The 16352-nt window shown below is 40.5% G+C and carries 23 protein-coding genes; 7 read left to right on the plus strand and 16 right to left on the minus strand.

The annotated features are described in order from the left end of the window. Positions 1-69 precede the first annotated feature (69 nt). The gene (locus tag NST73_RS10105) at positions 70-204 is read left to right on the plus strand and encodes a hypothetical protein (RefSeq protein ID WP_017359686.1); all 135 of its coding nucleotides are present in this window, start codon (positions 70-72) and stop codon (positions 202-204) included. On the opposite strand, the gene NST73_RS10110 is transcribed toward NST73_RS10105, so the two are convergent. The 7 genes from NST73_RS10110 to cgeC form a co-directional block, all read right to left on the minus strand. Next, positions 201-881 (minus strand): hypothetical protein, encoded by a 681-nt coding sequence (locus NST73_RS10110; protein WP_144679471.1) that lies wholly within the window; start codon positions 879-881, stop codon positions 201-203. The two genes, NST73_RS10105 and NST73_RS10110, sit on opposite strands and share 4 nt — an antisense overlap. Positions 882-1028: 147 nt before the next feature. Continuing rightward, positions 1029-1253, minus strand: a complete 225-nt coding sequence (locus NST73_RS10115) for a YozE family protein (protein ID WP_003215834.1) — start codon at positions 1251-1253, stop codon at positions 1029-1031. A 79-nt stretch (positions 1254-1332) separates the two neighbouring features. Then, positions 1333-1614, minus strand: a complete 282-nt coding sequence (locus tag NST73_RS10120; RefSeq protein ID WP_024718564.1) for a YokU family protein — start codon at positions 1612-1614, stop codon at positions 1333-1335. Positions 1615-1616: 2 nt separating this feature from the next. After that, positions 1617-3017, minus strand: coding sequence for a lysine 2,3-aminomutase (gene ablA, locus NST73_RS10125; RefSeq protein WP_008346434.1), 1401 nt, complete (start codon positions 3015-3017; stop codon positions 1617-1619). A 116-nt stretch (positions 3018-3133) separates the two neighbouring features. Continuing rightward, positions 3134-4510: a sigma 54-interacting transcriptional regulator gene (locus tag NST73_RS10130; RefSeq protein ID WP_065460575.1), complete on the minus strand. Its 1377-nt coding sequence runs from the start codon at positions 4508-4510 to the stop codon at positions 3134-3136. 157 nt (positions 4511-4667) lie between these two features. Continuing rightward, the gene (locus NST73_RS10135) at positions 4668-5963 is read right to left on the minus strand and encodes a glycosyltransferase family 2 protein (RefSeq protein WP_144679469.1); all 1296 of its coding nucleotides are present in this window, start codon (positions 5961-5963) and stop codon (positions 4668-4670) included. Between the two features lie 18 nt (positions 5964-5981). Then, complete coding sequence (gene cgeC / locus NST73_RS10140; protein ID WP_007500768.1) at positions 5982-6302, minus strand: spore maturation protein CgeC; 321 nt, start codon at positions 6300-6302, stop codon at positions 5982-5984. A 208-nt stretch (positions 6303-6510) separates the two neighbouring features. Here cgeC and NST73_RS10145 point away from each other — a divergent pair, with 208 nt between their 5' ends. Continuing rightward, on the plus strand, positions 6511-6912 hold the full coding sequence (locus NST73_RS10145) for a hypothetical protein (protein WP_007500770.1): 402 nt from the start codon (positions 6511-6513) through the stop codon (positions 6910-6912). A 183-nt stretch (positions 6913-7095) separates the two neighbouring features. After that, positions 7096-7890: a DUF3880 domain-containing protein gene (locus tag NST73_RS10150; protein ID WP_235672201.1), complete on the plus strand. Its 795-nt coding sequence runs from the start codon at positions 7096-7098 to the stop codon at positions 7888-7890. Positions 7891-7918: 28 nt separating this feature from the next. Here the strand turns inward: NST73_RS10150 and NST73_RS10155 are convergent, their stop codons facing one another. Continuing rightward, on the minus strand, positions 7919-8641 hold the full coding sequence (locus tag NST73_RS10155; RefSeq protein WP_058336733.1) for an acylneuraminate cytidylyltransferase: 723 nt from the start codon (positions 8639-8641) through the stop codon (positions 7919-7921). A gap of 254 nt (positions 8642-8895) precedes the next feature. Between NST73_RS10155 and NST73_RS10160 the strand changes: the two genes are divergently transcribed. Next, entirely contained in the window at positions 8896-9927 is a 1032-nt protein-coding gene (locus NST73_RS10160) for an SDR family NAD(P)-dependent oxidoreductase (protein WP_342499082.1), read from the plus strand. A gap of 53 nt (positions 9928-9980) precedes the next feature. On the opposite strand, the gene msrB is transcribed toward NST73_RS10160, so the two are convergent. Together msrB and msrA are read right to left on the minus strand one after the other, a co-directional pair. After that, on the minus strand, positions 9981-10412 hold the full coding sequence (gene msrB, locus NST73_RS10165) for a peptide-methionine (R)-S-oxide reductase MsrB (protein WP_007500777.1): 432 nt from the start codon (positions 10410-10412) through the stop codon (positions 9981-9983). Next, positions 10412-10945 carry a peptide-methionine (S)-S-oxide reductase MsrA gene (gene msrA, locus NST73_RS10170; RefSeq protein WP_017367464.1) on the minus strand — a complete coding sequence of 178 codons (534 nt, stop codon included), beginning with the start codon at positions 10943-10945 and terminating at the stop codon, positions 10412-10414. The genes msrB and msrA overlap by 1 nt, the downstream gene beginning before the upstream one ends. A gap of 138 nt (positions 10946-11083) precedes the next feature. Between msrA and NST73_RS10175 the strand changes: the two genes are divergently transcribed. From NST73_RS10175 to NST73_RS10185, 3 genes are all read left to right on the plus strand, one after another. Beyond that, the gene (locus NST73_RS10175; protein ID WP_007500780.1) at positions 11084-11515 is read left to right on the plus strand and encodes a MarR family transcriptional regulator; all 432 of its coding nucleotides are present in this window, start codon (positions 11084-11086) and stop codon (positions 11513-11515) included. Between the two features lie 52 nt (positions 11516-11567). Next, on the plus strand, positions 11568-11828 hold the full coding sequence (locus NST73_RS10180) for a hypothetical protein (RefSeq protein WP_008346413.1): 261 nt from the start codon (positions 11568-11570) through the stop codon (positions 11826-11828). Positions 11829-11945: 117 nt separating this feature from the next. Beyond that, positions 11946-12614: a DUF4397 domain-containing protein gene (locus NST73_RS10185; protein WP_144679467.1), complete on the plus strand. Its 669-nt coding sequence runs from the start codon at positions 11946-11948 to the stop codon at positions 12612-12614. 188 nt (positions 12615-12802) lie between these two features. On the opposite strand, the gene ypmT is transcribed toward NST73_RS10185, so the two are convergent. From ypmT to NST73_RS10215, 6 genes are all read right to left on the minus strand, one after another. Beyond that, on the minus strand, positions 12803-13000 hold the full coding sequence (gene ypmT, locus NST73_RS10190) for a protein YpmT (protein ID WP_144679465.1): 198 nt from the start codon (positions 12998-13000) through the stop codon (positions 12803-12805). Positions 13001-13024: 24 nt separating this feature from the next. Continuing rightward, entirely contained in the window at positions 13025-13591 is a 567-nt protein-coding gene (locus NST73_RS10195) for a YpmS family protein (protein WP_024718556.1), read from the minus strand. Between the two features lie 9 nt (positions 13592-13600). After that, positions 13601-14362, minus strand: coding sequence for an SGNH/GDSL hydrolase family protein (locus tag NST73_RS10200; RefSeq protein WP_017359696.1), 762 nt, complete (start codon positions 14360-14362; stop codon positions 13601-13603). 69 nt (positions 14363-14431) lie between these two features. Further along, on the minus strand, positions 14432-15022 hold the full coding sequence (locus NST73_RS10205) for a cytochrome c oxidase assembly protein (RefSeq protein ID WP_007500791.1): 591 nt from the start codon (positions 15020-15022) through the stop codon (positions 14432-14434). Between the two features lie 22 nt (positions 15023-15044). Continuing rightward, on the minus strand, positions 15045-15887 hold the full coding sequence (locus tag NST73_RS10210) for a DegV family protein (protein WP_135009175.1): 843 nt from the start codon (positions 15885-15887) through the stop codon (positions 15045-15047). A 187-nt stretch (positions 15888-16074) separates the two neighbouring features. Further along, a complete protein-coding gene (locus NST73_RS10215) occupies positions 16075-16326 on the minus strand; it encodes a YpmP family protein (RefSeq protein ID WP_008346400.1) in 252 nt (83 codons plus the stop codon). Positions 16327-16352: the final 26 nt, after the last annotated feature.

A 16352-nucleotide genomic window follows, 5' to 3' on the forward strand; every position in this document is an offset into this window, starting at 1 on the left:
ACAATTTGTCATAATGGCTCATTCCATACATATAAATGCAGTAAACGAAAAGAAAAGGGGCATGGGGCAATGAAATGGTTAAGCATTTTAGATGGACATACTTTTGATCAGGTGATGGGCCGTATCTTGAGGGGATGGTTTTATGTGATTGCTTTTTTCTGTGTTCCTTACTTTTTATTCGTGTTAGGACAAGTCTTCTTTTAACCAAAATGTTCGTTTAAACTTTCCAAAATAAAGTCCATCATATCCTTATATTCTTGGTCTTTGAAAAATTCATAGAGAATTTTATAATCATTGTAAATATCAAGAAGCTCATCCACTATAGATACAGCGAGAAATTCTAGTGATGCTTCGCTTTCTTGTTTCTCTTCTAACTGTAATAGAGCGGTTTGCACCATATCTTCCTCTATTTCTTTTGAGGTTTCTCCAACGTAATGCACAAAAAGAAGCTGATGAACAAACTGATCCATCTCATATTTCCTTAGGACAAGCGTCAAGTCTTCTTCTTCTGTTTCCAGCCATTCTCCGTCTTTTAACCTTGTCAGTTCATAAATGACATCTTCCCAGCCATCTTCAAGGTAGCGCCATATCTCAGTCCGATGGCCAATGATTTTAAATAGCTCTTTCCCGTAATCCTTTACATATACAACATCGCCAATGAGGAACTCATATTCAATGTCCAGCTTTTCTGTATCTACAATCACCCCGTCGTACTCATCGTAAAGCTGAAGTGATGTTTCAAAATAAAGCACCTCATTATGATTGACCTCATATAGATAATGCTGGTCAATTTGATGGACTTTTGTTATCGTTCCAACTGTGCCGTACATGACAACGACGACAATATCCCCTACTTTATATTTTGGTGCTTTCGCCTTCATTCTGTCTCCCCCTTGCCCGACTTTTGGTCTTAACGTATCGTATGCCGGCGCAAGGAATTCTGCATGGGCAACAACACCATGCAAAACGCCATTTTATTTCTTCATGAAAAAACCGCTTCTTCCATACGGAACAAGCGGTTGTGTGTGTTATTTTTTTTTGACTTCTACTTCGTATTGCTCAAAAGCCTCATCAAATGTCGTCATGGAGCTTAAATAGTCCCCATTTAACTCTAAATAGGCACATAGCTCATGATAATCAGTGGATGCTTTAGGAAAGCTGTGATCTTCATAAGCAGCATTTGCAAAATGACTGATTTCATCCTTCGGTTTTGGATGTCTGTACTTCATTAAATAATGGTAAAACGACTTCACCTGTTTTTCCCTCCGCGACACTCTATTTTGTTGTTATATTATACAGGAATTTGATGACTTGTATAGGCGGAGGTACAACTTATGAAGAAAAATCAAAGTAATTACGCTTTAATAACCGCTCCATGCTCATTAATTCTTCATATGAGATTTTTTCTGGAAGTTTTGTTTGATCGACTAAAATTAATTGATCTTCTATCTCTTTTACTGTCTCATCCTTCTGATACGTCATCCCGCAATGCGTGCAAGAAATCGAAGGCGTTTCCAAAATTTCAATCGATTGTGTGCCCGTGATGAGTTCCCAATAGACTGTGGTCTGTCCTGCGTTCGCTTTCTTCTCCTCACACCAATCACATGTCAGCAACGTTATTTCTCCTCCTTTACGGTTTGTTCTTTTTTGAGCTGGGCTTGATATTTCTTCTCTTTTAATTCATCTCGTTTTTCGCGTTTGTTTTTGAGCGTATCATGTTCAGGATTCGTTTCATAAGACTCTCTTCGTTTCATTCGGCTTAAATTTTCAGGCGTAAAGGATCTTGCTTCATCCTCAAATAGAGCTGTTATGCCAATGGCGGGTTCTTTCTTTTCTTCATAGATTTCATTAAAATACGCATCCGCTTGGCCGGCGACGTAATGTTCTGGCTCCGGATAAGAGGTGATCACACCTTCAAAGTTACGCAGGACCACTTTCTCTGGGCTTTGAGATAATAAATAATTTGGCTGTAAGGTGATCTTACCTCCTCCACCTGGTGCATCTACAACAAAGCTTGGCACAGCATAACCACTCGTATGTCCTCTTAAACCTTCAATGATTTCAAGGCCTTTTGAAACCGGTGTTCTAAAGTGGCCGATCCCCTCAGATAAATCACATTGATAAATATAATAAGGTCTGACGCGAATCATGACGAGATCATGCATCAGCTTCTTCATAATTGGAACACTGTCGTTAATTCCTGCTAGGATCACCGCCTGATTACCAACAGGCACGCCAGCATTGACAAGTCGCTCACACGCTTCTTTCGCTTCTTTTGTGATTTCAATGCTTGTATTAAAGTGAGTGTTCAGCCAAACAGGATGATATTTTTTTAAAATCTCACACAATTCATCTGTAATTCGCTGTGGAAACACGACCGGCGCACGTGTTCCAATTCGAATGATTTCAACGTGAGGAATGTCTCGTAAGTTTTTCAAAATGTATTCAAGCACTTGATCATTAATTAACAGCCCGTCACCGCCTGAAATTAACACATCCCGCACTTCAGGGGTTTCTCTAATATATCCAATGGCGGCATCTAATTGCTTTTTCGGCACACCCATCCCGATCTGACCGGAAAAGCGCCTTCTCGTACAATAGCGGCAGTACATGGAGCACTGATTTGTGACAAGAAACAGCACACGATCTGGGTAGCGGTGCGTTAAACCTGGAACAGGTGAATCCTCATCTTCATGGAGCGGATCTTCGAGGTCATATTTTGTTTTATGAAGCTCCTCTGCAATCGGTACAGACTGCATACGAATTGGGCATCTTGGATCGTCTGGATTCATCAGTGAGGCATAGTAGGGTGTAATGTTGAGTGGAATGGTTTTCGTAGAAATCTTCACCCCTTCTTTTTCCTCTTCTGTTAAGTTCACGACTTTTTCTAAATCTTCAAGCGTTTTGACCGTATGCGTCAGCTGCCAAATCCAGTCGTTCCACTTTTCCTCGGGTACGTCCTTCCAAAGTTCAATGTCCTTCCAATGTCGCGCAGGTTGATACAGTTTTTGATTCATATCCATTCCCCCTATCAGCATTCACTTTATACTATGCAAGTTATGTGCCAACATGGGAAAATGCCCCTATTCTTTACAAAAGGAGCTTTTCCGTCAAATTCACCTGTTTGAAGTGCCTACTTTTCGGCATCTGTATATTTTTTTAGTTTATACTGCAATGTTTGTCGAGGAATTTTTAAAGCGGCTGCCGTTTGCTTAATATTCCCTGCGTGCTGTCTTAAAGCTTCTTGAATCAGCGTTTGTTCAAATGACGTCACTTGACTTTTTAATGAGGACTCTGGCGGATGACTTTCTATCTGATGCGTCCGCAAATGAGCAGGGAGATATGCTGGGGTGATTTCTTCTGCTTCCTTTGGCATCATCAAGACGGCATGCTCGATCGTATGTTTTAATTCTCTGACATTCCCTGGCCACTGATGGGCCATAAATACTTGGACGGTTTCTTCAGAAAGGCGGTTGACGTTTTTAGAAAATTGCTGATGATACGTTTGAATAAAGTGGCGGGATAACAGCTGGATATCATGCTTCCTTGTGCGAAGCGGCGGGATATGAAATGATGACACATGCAGTCTATAAAATAAGTCTTCTCTTAACATTTGTTTTTTAACGGCTTCAAATGGGTCGATATTGAGGGCAGTAATCACTCTGACATTTACTTGAACCGCCTTTGCATCACCTATCCGGCGGACAACACCATCCTCTAACACACGCAGTAATTTTGTTTGAAGCGTAAGCGGCATCGCTTGCAGCTCATCAAGAAAAAGCGTACCGCCATCTGCTAACTCAAACAGCCCCTTGCGATCTATTGCGCCCGTATAACTTCCTTTGACAGACCCGAATAAAAGACTTTCAAGCAGCGATTCTGGAAGAGCAGCGCAGTTTTGCGGGATAAAGACTTGATCTTTCCGATCAGATGCATGAACAATCGCTTGTACGAGTACCTCTTTTCCTGTCCCAGTTTCCCCGAAGACCATAACCGATGAAGGATATGCAGCAGCTTTTTTCGCTTTTTCCAGCATCTCTTTTAAGTGTGGATCATTTGTTAAAAATGAAGAAAAATCGAGCATTTGAGTGGTCTCCACGGCACCATCCGTTCGTTTTTTTTGATCTAAACGATTCGAAAGCGCCGACAGCTTCGACACATCCTTCGCTACTTCTACCGCCCCAATTAACTTGCTGCCTTCCATAATGGGCAGTGTGGTGTTGACAGTCTCAATTTTTTCTCCATTTTTATTCAAATAGGTTTGCAACGAATGATAAATGGGTTTTCCTGTTCTAAGTACATGCATGAGTGTACTTGTCTTTTCAGTTAATGAAGGATACACATCCAGTATGTACTTGCCAATCACCTCTTCTTTCGCTAAACAGTCGAACTTCGCTGCATTATGATTATAAAAGATGGTGACCCCTTGATCGTCTACAACGTGAATCGCTTCATCGATAGCTTCTAAAATTAATTCAAACCAATCCGCTCTTTCGACAACCTTCCCCACTATTTCCCCCTCACTTTCTATGCCGAAAATCCGGCACAGTATTGCCCAATTTTCAGCGGTTTGATGATATTCAACGTGTTCCCCTATCCTTTTCACGTTTCGCTTTTTCCTTTCGATCTCCTGCTTTTTTCGTCAATTCTAAAAAAAAGCACCCCTCTTATGAGGAGTGCTTTCGTCCTGACATCTGATAAAGAGACAAGTCAAATTCCTGAAGAGACTCCATATACAGCGGCACAATTGGCTTTCCTTCTTGAAAAAATGCAAATTGAGAAGGTTGTAGTTTGATTGGCTGATGGTAAAACGCAAATATTTTCACTACCTCAGGAACAATTCGGCAAAAGGTATCATGCACAAATAAATAGACATCTTGTTTCCATTTAAACAGCCGTCTATTTGGTGGGCTGAATATAGGAGATACTTGAATGATCTTGCCATCCTCAAACGTCTCCAGCTGCTGTTTTGTGACCGTGTATATCTCCTTTTGATGAAACTGAAAATATTGCACATCACGTTTTGAATCAAACCGTCTTTTTGTCTGATGTTCAATATAATAAAATGTTCTGCCGTTATCTGCGGTGACGACTGTATAATTTGGGACTGTCAGCGGCTCGTTCATTTCATATTTCATCGCACATAACGAGGGAACACGAATCGCACGCCTGTTCTTTTCATTCACCCAGCGCCTGTCAATGCGATGAAGATATCCGCTAGCGATTTGATAATAAGCACCTTCTCTGTCAATCACAGCTCCGTCAATTAAATCGTAGGGCATACTCGCAAACATATGATGGAATGATTGTGGCGTTTTATATGTGGTATCAAGTACTTCTTTTAATGGAAAGAACGCAGCAAAATGATTCAGTCTCATCCAAAACACAGAGTCAGCATGATGCCAATGTTTTGGTTCGTCGGCCCAGTATTGTCCGTATTTTTCACGAATAAGCGGAAGCAGCCGGCTTCTATGCATAACAGAGCAATGGTCGACTTGAAAGGATGCATGCTCCAACACTTGATCTGCTTCTCGAACGAAGCTCGCCGTTTCCACCAAATGCTGATTCACATGCACGACACGCTGCGAGGAATAGACGATATCTATGTGAGGCTTCGATTGAAAAACCTCGACCATTTTCTCTAAACGATCTTTTCTGTAGACTGTATCATCAGTTACATAACAAACCAGCTCACCTGTTATACGTGTTAATGCTTCATTAATTAGCGTTGCATAACGTACAGTCTTCAGCCGGTTTGCAGGATGAATTTGATGAGAATACAATTGAATGCGCTTATCCACTAAATAAGGCTGCATCTTTTGGATCGTTTCTTGTTCAGAGCCATCATCCATGATCAAAAGCTCCCAATGCTGATACGTTTGTTCTACCACACTCTTTAGCACACGTTCAATGAAATCAGGTTTGTTGTAGCTTGTTAATATCACTGATACTTTCATGACCATTATCCTTTTTTAAATAGATTAAAAAGCCCCCCAGCTGACAATGTTCACATAAGGAACACTTACTCTTAGTTGATTTGTCGCATTTTTAAAGACTGCTACTGAGTCAAACAATTGTACGACAACCACGTTTTGCAGCACATCTCCATTGACTAAATGAACACGCGGCAGCGGAATGCCGAGCTCAAGCCACGGGCGCAGCAATTCTTTAATCTCTGACGCACTCCCTTCCTCACTTTCCTCTAAAAGATGAAGAAGAAGTATAATCAACACAACTTCAAGTATTCCTTCTGTTTCTAGTAATTCTTCGTTCCAGCCATTTAATAGTTGTTCAAATTCCATTCAGATTCCCTCTTTCTTCTCGTTTGATCTTTACTAGAGTATGAGGATCACTTCATTTAGCATCAGCATTTGAAAACATTTTTCAAAAATGTGTGAAGTCATTAAATAAAAAAAAGAACAAGGAATGAGCATTCTGCTTATACCAAAAAAAGAGAACGGCATATACATAGTGGTGTGTTTGAATGGATGAAGAAAGGATGGGGAAAACATGAGCGAAAAGCGTGCCGAATTAAAAAAAGAGCTATTAAAGCTGTTTTTCAAACCGCTTAGTCATGCGTTAACAGTTAATCTCGAAGAAGGAGGAGTTCAAGTGGAAGAAAAATTGAACGATTTATTTAGTGAGGTGGCTGCTGAAGCATCACCTTCAGATTCTGCTACAACACTCGACGTATCTCAACCAGCAAGATGGATTTTCGCAAGACTTGCACCTGGAACAGTCATTAGCATTGTCATGGACTCAGGTGACTTAATCGGACCCGTACAATTCGTATCATTCGATGCTTCAACAGGTGTTGTTTTCGTCACACAAGAAAGCTCTGTGACACCTACAGGCTCTGCAACGACTCTATTAGATGTAGATAAAGTAGAAAGTGTTACGTTCACATCTTAATGTGAGAGGGCCATCATGAAGCTTCTTTATATCAGCTCTGGCTACGGTGGAATCTATCGGATGTTCGATCAATGGATAGAAGATAGCTTCATTGATTCCCCCTTTTCATGCGTCAAGGTGGAAAGGGAAACTCTACCCGCTCATATGCACAAAATCCGGACATTTTCTCCGGATTTTGTTTTCATGATGATCGGTGATCATATTCCAACAGAACTGCTTCATCAATTCAAACAAGAAAAGATCCCCGTTGTACTGTGGATGACAGAAGACCCTTTTTATATAGATGTGTCAGCTGCATGTGTAAGTGATGCACAGCTGATCTTAACGATTGACGAAGGTGCTTTGTCATTTTACAAACAAATGGGCGCTGATCACACGCACTACTTTCCCATTCCAACCAATACACACGTATTTCAGAAAAAAGAATCACCACATGAGTCGTGCATCTATGACATTGCACTCATTGGCTACCCTTATCCAAACCGCATCAAAGCCATCGATACACTCTTACATCAAAACAAATGGCGCATTCTCGTAGCAGGAAAAGAGTGGCATCGCGTGTTGAATAAATCACGCAGACGATATCGCGATCTCACACTGATGACCCACTGGCTGAGTCCCGAGCAGATGGCAGACATCTATCAAACATCAGCCATTGTTCTGAATCCGCACAGGCCCGCGCAATTTGCCTATAATCAAAACAAAACCAATGTTCAAAATATGAGCCTCAACAACAGAGCATTTGATATCGCTGCAAGCGGAGGCTTTCAGTTGACAGATCTACAACCGTCACAGGCATTTTCAAGCTTCGCTTTTTACACACATGAAAACGATTTGATTAAGCAGGTCGAGCACTATGTAAAAAACCCTCAACAAAGACAAACGGTTGCAGAGAACAATTACGAGCAAGTCGTTCGCTGGAACACATTTGATACGCTGCCTTACAGACTTTATGAAATAGTCAAAAGCGCCCTATGACCGGGCGCTTTTTCTAATTGCCATCATCTTATGCCGTTCCTTCTGCATCTTGTCGAGCCAATAAAATCTTCTCTGCCTTTTTCCGATCTTCCTCACTTTTCACAACAAGCGATTGCGCATGATCCATCATATATGCACCAACAGATCCTTCTAAAAAGGAATGAATGCATTCTTTTGCATATGGAACATGAAACGCATAGACAGTTCCATTTAAACGTCCATACGTATAAGGGTGCTCCTGAGTTGGTACAAAAAAATAATGATTGTCCTTATACAGGCTGGCTTCATTGGTGTCATGAAGTGTCCAAGTTTCATTTGGATTTTCTAACGCCTCTGTAAAAGAAGCCGCACAATCATATCCCCCCTCTACTAGAAGCTGCAAGCAGTTCTCAATATCTGCCGTCTGCCTTAGTGGTGATGCTGGATGCAAATACAAAACAATATCAAACGTCTTTCCCTCTCGTTCTAAATAAGCAAGTGCATGCTTCACAGCTACTAAAGAAGGTGTTTGTTCCGTCACATGTGTGCTTGGCAGTTCAATCACATTTGCTCCGTAGTGAGATGAAATGATTTGAGTATTCACATCCTCTGAAGATACGATGACTTCATCTAATTCAATCATTTGTAATAATGGCTGAATGGTCCAATAGATCAGCGGCCGCTCCGCCAATACGCGAATGTGTTCAGCATGATGTCCCTGCTTGCTGCTAAAAGCTGGTATCATAGCTAAAATACGATTTCCCCTATACATGTATGATCTTCTCCCCTCGCGCAGCTCAGTATCAGAGAATAAATTCTGAGAGCTGAACTGATCACCGTACTGAAGTTCTTCAGGTGCCTCGCTATTCTACTTAATCTTCTATCTCTACATATTCTATTAAGTCGTCAAGCAGATGGTTATAATTGGTTCACCTAATTTATGCATAAAGTGGTTCTTTTCCTCAAACGTCTTCCACTCTTTCACATATGATGCAAAGTAGAGAAATGAGAGTTGGGGGATTAGATATGTCCAAACAAATAGAAACGAGTTTGAAGACCTTTTTTCGTGACAAAATCATCTTGGTCACAGGCGGTACGGGTTCGATTGGCCGGCAGATTGTGAAAAAATTAACAGCCTGCTCTCCTAAAAAGGTCATTGTCTTCAGTAAAGATGACAGTAAACAATACATGATGAAAAACGAATATGCGGCGCATCCAGAGGTCGTATTTGCACTTGGAGATGTGCGGGATGCCAGCCGCGTCAGGCAGCTTGCCAAAGGGGTAGATATCATCTTCCATGCAGCTGCACTCAAACAAGTACCCACCTGCGAAGATAATCCGTTTGAAGCTGTCCAAACCAACATCATCGGCGGACAGCATGTCATTGAAGCAGCACTTGAACATGAAGTCAGTCATGTTGTCAACATTTCAACCGACAAAGCGGTTTCTCCGACAAATGCCATGGGAGCTACAAAATTAATTTCAGAAAAATTGTTTTTTCAAGCGAATGAAAGTATTTCAAATCAGAAAACGAGGTTTTGCTCTGTCCGGTTTGGCAATGTGCTTGGATCAAGGGGTTCCGTCATCCCCATCATGCTTCAACAGTTGTTAAATGAACAACCTCTAACTGTAACTGATCCTAAGATGACACGCTTTTTTATGTCTATCGAAGAAGCTGTATCCCTCACGCTTGAAGCAGCTATCATGATGAAAGGCGGCGAAACATTCATTCTCAAGATGGAGTCATTACAGCTGGCTGATCTATTGAAAGCATTTCATGAATATGCCGGTCGTCAGATTAATGTTCCTTCTCCTGATATTCTCGTTGTCGGAAAAAGACCTGGAGAAAAACTTCACGAGGAACTCACATTCCCTCACGAGGCAGATGCACTGTTTGAACATGAACAATTTTATGCCATTTTACCAAGACCACATCTTCACCCTCATTTTCAAAAAGTTCATTTGACCCATTACACATCAAACGAAGCACCGCTCATTACAAAAGAGAAGCTGTTTCACATCATTGAACAATTACATCATACCCACCATAAAAAATAAAAAAATCGTCACACGGAAGCAGCTGACTTCCATGTGACGATTTTTAAAATCAATTATTGAAAGATGTGTTTCAAATGACCATAGCCTTCTTTTTCAAGATCATCCTTCGGGATAAACTTTAAAGCGGCAGAATTAATACAATATCGAAGACCGTTTGGCCCTGGGCCGTCAGGGAATACATGACCAAGGTGAGAGTCGGCCGTCTTACTGCGAACTTCAGTCCGCACCATGCCATGGCTCGTATCTACTTTCTCTTCTACCTCTTGATCTTCAATCGGCTTTGTAAAACTTGGCCAGCCGCAATGGGCATCAAATTTATCTAAAGAAGAAAACAATGGCTTGCCTGAAATGATATCTACATAAATGCCCTCTTCCTTATGATCCCAAAATTCATTTTGAAATGGCGGCTCAGTTCCATTATTTTGCGTCACTTCGTACTGCATTCGGTTTAATTCTTTGATGCGCTGCTCTTTTTCGTTAGCCATTATTTATCACTCCAATGAGATTGAATAAAACCTGCTCTGCCCGAACCGACATGGTATCGTTCGTAGTGCATTTTGTTCTTTTTATAATAATGCTGATGATATTCCTCAGCAGGATAAAAAGGACCAGCCTCTAAAATTTCTGTCACGATTGGCTTTTGGAAAATTCCACTTTGGCTCAGCTGCTCTTTTGATGTTTCTGCAAGTTGCCTTTGTTTTTCATTGTGGACATAAATCCCTGTACGGTAGGACTCTCCTCTATCACCAAATTGTCCTCCATCATCTGTTGGGTCTATTTGCTGCCAATATAGTTCTAATAGCTTCTCATACGGAAAAACGTCTGGATCAAAGGTAATTTGAACGGCTTCTCTATGGCCTGTTGTATTTGTACATACTTCCTCATAGGTTGGATTCACTGTATGTCCGCCAGTATACCCTGATTCAACTTTGATAATGCCTGGCTGTTCATCAAAAGGTTTAACCATACACCAGAAACAGCCTCCAGCAAATGTGGCTAATTCTTGTTTTTCAGACATATTAGTGCCCCCTTCATTTAAAAAATGGTATCATCATATTATAACATGATAAAAAATAATGAAAATGATACGACTTGTATACCTAAAAACAAATGAAAGCATTCTGTCGTATCTTAAAATATAATGGGGGTTTAATGATTGGAACAAAGAAAACAAATGATGTATGAAATGGATACTTTACTGAGAACCGTATTTAAGCAAATACGTTATGAAATTAACAGCTTGCTTGAAAACGAATTATCTCGGAATGAATTTCTCATTTTAAATCTGCTGCGTGAACAAGGCGCAAAAAAAGTAACGGAATTCGCCTCAATTCTCGGTGTATCAGCAAGCCATATTACAGCTGTAACCGACACGCTTGTAGAAAAAGGCTGGATCACTCGTATCCGTTCAAAAGAGGATCGACGCATCATCAAAATCCACTTAACCGATAAGGGTAAGGAAATTACTGAGCATTTTGAGAAAAAGAAAACAGAATACTTCATGGAACGATTTGAATCATTTGATGATGAAGAACTGAAAACGATGATCAAGTTATTTAAAAAGCTGGATAAAAGTCAAAAGGATTAAGCATAGATTTTAGCGTGGAGGACATGCTACGGATAAAAAGGTGGAATGAACCATGACAAGTCCATATCTTTGTCCGAACTGCAAAACCAACAGAACGCGTTTTAACCTCATCGAGCAGCATTCAGAACCTGTGAAACTTGATCCAGCAACTGGAGCTATTGTCGAAACATATGAAGGAGATCAGCTTTCTCCTTTTCACATGAACTATCAAGGACCGAAAATCAAAGTCCAGTGCGGCGTGTGCGGATTAATTGAGGATGAAAAAACGTTCATTAAGCTGGCTGAATATCATCAATATTCATCTCCTTCTTAATACGAGAGCCTGACACTTTTTGTCAGGCTTTTTTCTATGTTTCTTTTGCCTATACAGATCGTCCCTTTCTTGCATACGCTACAAAAAACACATTGCAGAGAAAGAAGGGATAAAGACGTGCAGCAGCTCTACGAGATGAATCAATTTCTATATCGTCCATTAGCTACCTTTCCCCCATACCATCCGAGAAACACCATTTCCAAAGCTATTATTCGTTTATTTCACGCTGCACCGGATTTAAGTGAGCTTGCTGTATTTGTAAATCAGCAGCCAATCCAAAAAAAGCTGCCATACGGTCAGCTGTCTGCTTATATGGAATGGGATGAGGGTGTTTATGAGATAGAAGTATTCAAGCTGGCTACAAAAGAAAGAATTCTTTCTTCTCGTATGATGATTAATGGAAACGAGACTTACACGCTATGTATCACAGGAGCTCGTACCGGCTTTGCGCTGCTCACAGAAAAGCAAGACTCGCTGATTAAGCAAGATGAGCTATCAGCACTCACGTTTATCCAGCTGTCACCAGACCTCCCTTTCATTGATATATATGAACGAGATCAAGGCATGTTATCAAAGGAGCTCGGATATGTGAACGGCACCCAAACCCACCACTTCTCTCCGAATAAGTATCACTTTGAATTAAAAGCTGCCGGTACTCAAAGTGTACTGCTTGATATTCCGAAAGTTCACCTGCAAACAAAGCGGGCCTATCTTATTTTACTTCATGGATTTGCAAACGGAGAGCCAGAGCTAATGGCAAAAGTCGTCTTGTCTCACCAAATGTAAACAGAGCCTTTCCAAATGGAAAAGGCTCTCAGCGTGTAGACAAACCCTCGCATTCGGTGTCAGTCCTGCGTGCCGGTGCTCACGAATGTCACATTCACTCTGCGCCGGTACTCGTCCTTCCTAGAATGCAAAGATTTTCAATCACGCTGAAAATAAGATAAATAGCCTTTCCAAATGGAAAAGGCTATTTACGAGACATCTTCAGATTTTTCTTGTTTTTGAAAATCAAAAGCAAGAATCATGGTACCTAAAAATAATGCACAATAGGCGATATTTAAGTAAAACTGGTCGATATTTTCTGCTTTTAAATGAGAGGCAGCTGTCATGCCAAAGTATGCAGCAAATAAGAGCGACAGTAAACTAAAATATTGATAGACTCGCTTCATAGTTTCACTCCTGACTTACACGTTCTATTGCTTTGGATGATAATATGAGAATTCAATTTCATCATTCTCAAGGTCAATTTTGTTCGCTTTGACATACATATCATTCGTCAGCGGCATTTCTGAAAGGCGCACTTCCACCGTTTTTTGGTCTGGTTTCACATGAACGAAATCAGGCAGTTCATAGAATTGACCCATGTAGCTTAAAACAAAACTGATTGGGATGCTTAATTGTCCAATTGAAAAGTCATCTACTTTCAGCAGAACATCCCCATTATCTTCAACAGATGGTGTAAATGATACATTTGCATTAATCGTTGAAGAAAAAGCTTTGATTGCACCTGTTACTTTCACATCTTGGTCAATCGCAACATGAAAATCGGGCATATCGCTTGATCCTTGGTTTTTCAAATAATCATTGACAAAGCTGGTAAGCGACTCTTTTGAACTAGAAATGTTAAAAGCATACTCGCTGTTTACTTCTTTTTTCGAAGCGGATTGATCGCTCGGCAGCAGCATAAAAATACCGCATACAAGAACAATCAATAGATTAATTGACAGTAAAATAAAAAATAAACTCTTCCATTTTTTCATCTTTTCACCCTATTCCTTCGGCAGTCCTTCTTTTTTCACTTCTGAGAATAAACGATTTGCCATAAGAGAGTACCCCTTTTGGTTTGGGTGGAAATCATCATCTGCCAGTAATTTTTCATCTTTATCATCTTCAAATAAATCTGCTACATCGATCATATCAGCATTGCCGTCTTTTTTTAGTTCTTTTTCGGCAGCAGCATTCCAGTCTTTGACGACCTCATCAATATCTCTCAGCTCAGACAAGCTGAACTTAAAAGGATTGTACATACTGACATACATGATTTTTGCATGGTCATTATGCTCTCTTAATTGAGCAAGAATGGTCTTAAAACGCTCTTCAAAAGGACCTTGCTCTTTTTGAAAAGGAGCAAATGTCAAGTTGAGCACATTTTGACGGACGACATGCATTAAGTCATTTCCGCCGATCGTAAAGAAAATATAATCAGCGTCTTTCAGTCCATCCTGCACTTTTTTTTCTTTTAATCTTTTTAATAAATCTACCGTTCTACTGCCTTTAATGGCATAGTTTTTTAATGTAACAGACTGTACACCGTCCACCGCTTCTATCTTGTCACGGGTGATGCCGGCATACCCTTTTTTATTTTGATCTCCGATTCCTTCTGTTAAGGAATCTCCAACCGCTGCGATCGTAATATGTTCTTTTACGTTTTGTGTGTCTTCTAGTTTATCCTTTATGCCAGCCTCTTGCGCGGAACATGCAGAAAGAACAAAAGCTAGAGACATCACAATCAAAATCAAACGAGCCTTCAAACGATGATGTCCCTCCTTTTTCTGATTAAAAAAGTGTATCATGTTTTCGCTCATTTGAACATCCTCATGCTAGCTTCGATTCAGTGTTTTGATGTCCTTGATGATTTCATCATATGGCGTATTTTGAACACCATCATAGTTTTTCATCACTTTTCCTTCTTGATCAACGAGGAAAAACAGAGATTGGTGTATCACTTGGTCTTCGTCTTCAGGTTTTTTCACAATCGTCTTAAAGCTTTTCATTGCAAATTTTTCAATCGCTGACTGCGAGTAACCAGTGAGAAAATCCCAATTTTTAAAGGATAATGGATATGCTTTTGCAAATTCCTTTAGCTTTTTCGGTGAATCCACCTCTGGGTCGACGCTAAATGAAATGATGTGCGCATCCAATTTTTCCTCTTTTAACCGTTTTTGTAGCTCTGTCATATGTGCGGTCATCGGCGGGCAAATCGTTTCACAGCTTGTGAAAATAAAATCTGCCACCCAGACTTTCCCCTTTAAATCGTCGAGCGACACCTTTTGACCATCCTGGTTTTGATACTCAAACGGCTGGATTTGATAATTTAACGCATCCTTGATTTGTCCATTTGAACATGAGACTAAAAGAAGCACGCTTATGATCGTAAGCGCACCAAATAAGGCTCCCCTTTTTGTATACATGACAATTACATCCCCTTTTCAATCAATCGGTATAAAAAGTAAAGCCTATAGCGCCCTTACCAGTATGACAGGAAATAATCGGTGTTGTATAAGCGATGTCAACTAGTGCATCAGGTGTGTGATCAAGCAGTGCTACTTTAAGCTTTTCTGCAAGTTCTAATGCGTCTGCATGTGCAATCCCAATGGCCTGAACGGTTTTCCCTTTCACCGCCTGTACATACTGTTTTGTCAAATAGCGGACAAGAGCGGAGTAACTTCTCACATTCGCTTCTGGTGTGTATATGCCGTCTGTTAAGCTGGCAATTGGTTTAATATGAAGAAGTGAACCGATCAGCGCCTTTCCTCTTCCAATTCGTCCACCTTTCACGAGATTTTCTAATGTATCGATTGTGACAAATAGCTTTGTTTTAAGACGAATTTTGTCCATTTCTTTGAGGATGTCATCACGGCTTGCCCCTTTTTTTGCAAGCTCTGCTGCTTTGGTGACTTGAAACCCTAAACCATAGGAAATAAAATTCGAATCGATGACAGTGATATGTCCGTCTACCATTTTAGAAGCGCTTTCAGCAGTTTGAACCGTACCACTCATCCCACCAGTTAAATGGATACTAATAACTTCGCTTCCATCTGCCGTCAGTTTTTCATATAATTCGACGAATTGACCGATGGCAGGTTGAGACGTTTTCGGCAGTTCCTCAGCGGCCTCCATTTTTTCAATAAATTCATCTGGCTGTATGTTCACTCGGTCAATATAATCAACCCCAGAAATGGAGATATTGAGCGGAATGACATGAATGGAAAGATCATTGATTTTTTCTTGCGGAAGGTCCACAGTTGAATCTGTTACAATTTTAATTTGTTTCACTATCGTCTCATCCTTGCTGTCTTAGTCTTTACATATGATATTACCTTATTTCGTGCATACTTGAAAACAACTGTCAGAACGTTTTTGAAATTGTCACATTTTCTTCTTTTCATGTAAAAAATCCTTGCCAAGATGAGTAGCCGCCATTTGAAAATGGCCGCTCACTCTCTTTGGCAAAGATTCCAATTTACGCATTGTGTTTTAGTGTAGGCTCTTGGTAGATCTGTTCATATGTGCTCCACTTGACGTTACGTTTCACATCCTCCCTGAAAGAGTACACATGCCTCTTTCCCTTAGATACATAGACTTTTTTCAAGAAAGCTTCAAGTCTAAAGGTGAGCATGAAACCATAGGATTCATCTCCCTTTAAAACAGGGACTTCTGTTACCTTGATCTGAGCTCCATCCATCCGTCTAAAACATATTGTTTTGAGCAGCACAAACGATCAATCCTCTTTTCCAATTA

Source organism: Bacillus sp. FSL W7-1034 (assembly GCF_038593365.1).
GTDB lineage: Bacteria > Bacillota > Bacilli > Bacillales > Bacillaceae > Bacillus > Bacillus altitudinis.

Bases quoted from the DNA above. Each gene is read 5' to 3' on its own strand.
- NST73_RS10145 (WP_007500770.1), top strand. From the start codon at position 6,511: ATGAGCGAAAAGCGTGCCGAATTAAAAAAAGAGCTATTAAAGCTGTTT.
- ypmT (WP_144679465.1), bottom strand. From the start codon at position 13,000: ATGAAGCGAGTCTATCAATATTTTAGTTTACTGTCGCTCTTATTTGCT.
- ablA (WP_008346434.1), bottom strand. From the start codon at position 3,017: ATGAATCAAAAACTGTATCAACCTGCGCGACATTGGAAGGACATTGAA.
- msrA (WP_017367464.1), bottom strand. From the start codon at position 10,945: ATGTCTGAAAAACAAGAATTAGCCACATTTGCTGGAGGCTGTTTCTGG.
- NST73_RS10195 (WP_024718556.1), bottom strand. From the start codon at position 13,591: ATGAAAAAATGGAAGAGTTTATTTTTTATTTTACTGTCAATTAATCTA.
- NST73_RS10160 (WP_342499082.1), top strand. From the start codon at position 8,896: ATGTCCAAACAAATAGAAACGAGTTTGAAGACCTTTTTTCGTGACAAA.
- NST73_RS10110 (WP_144679471.1), bottom strand. From the start codon at position 881: ATGAAGGCGAAAGCACCAAAATATAAAGTAGGGGATATTGTCGTCGTT.
- cgeC (WP_007500768.1), bottom strand. From the start codon at position 6,302: ATGGAATTTGAACAACTATTAAATGGCTGGAACGAAGAATTACTAGAA.
- msrB (WP_007500777.1), bottom strand. From the start codon at position 10,412: ATGGCTAACGAAAAAGAGCAGCGCATCAAAGAATTAAACCGAATGCAG.
- NST73_RS10150 (WP_235672201.1), top strand. From the start codon at position 7,096: ATGATGATCGGTGATCATATTCCAACAGAACTGCTTCATCAATTCAAA.
- NST73_RS10135 (WP_144679469.1), bottom strand. From the start codon at position 5,963: ATGGTCATGAAAGTATCAGTGATATTAACAAGCTACAACAAACCTGAT.
- NST73_RS10180 (WP_008346413.1), top strand. From the start codon at position 11,568: ATGACAAGTCCATATCTTTGTCCGAACTGCAAAACCAACAGAACGCGT.
- NST73_RS10105 (WP_017359686.1), top strand. From the start codon at position 70: ATGAAATGGTTAAGCATTTTAGATGGACATACTTTTGATCAGGTGATG.
- NST73_RS10155 (WP_058336733.1), bottom strand. From the start codon at position 8,641: ATGTATAGGGGAAATCGTATTTTAGCTATGATACCAGCTTTTAGCAGC.
- NST73_RS10205 (WP_007500791.1), bottom strand. From the start codon at position 15,022: ATGTATACAAAAAGGGGAGCCTTATTTGGTGCGCTTACGATCATAAGC.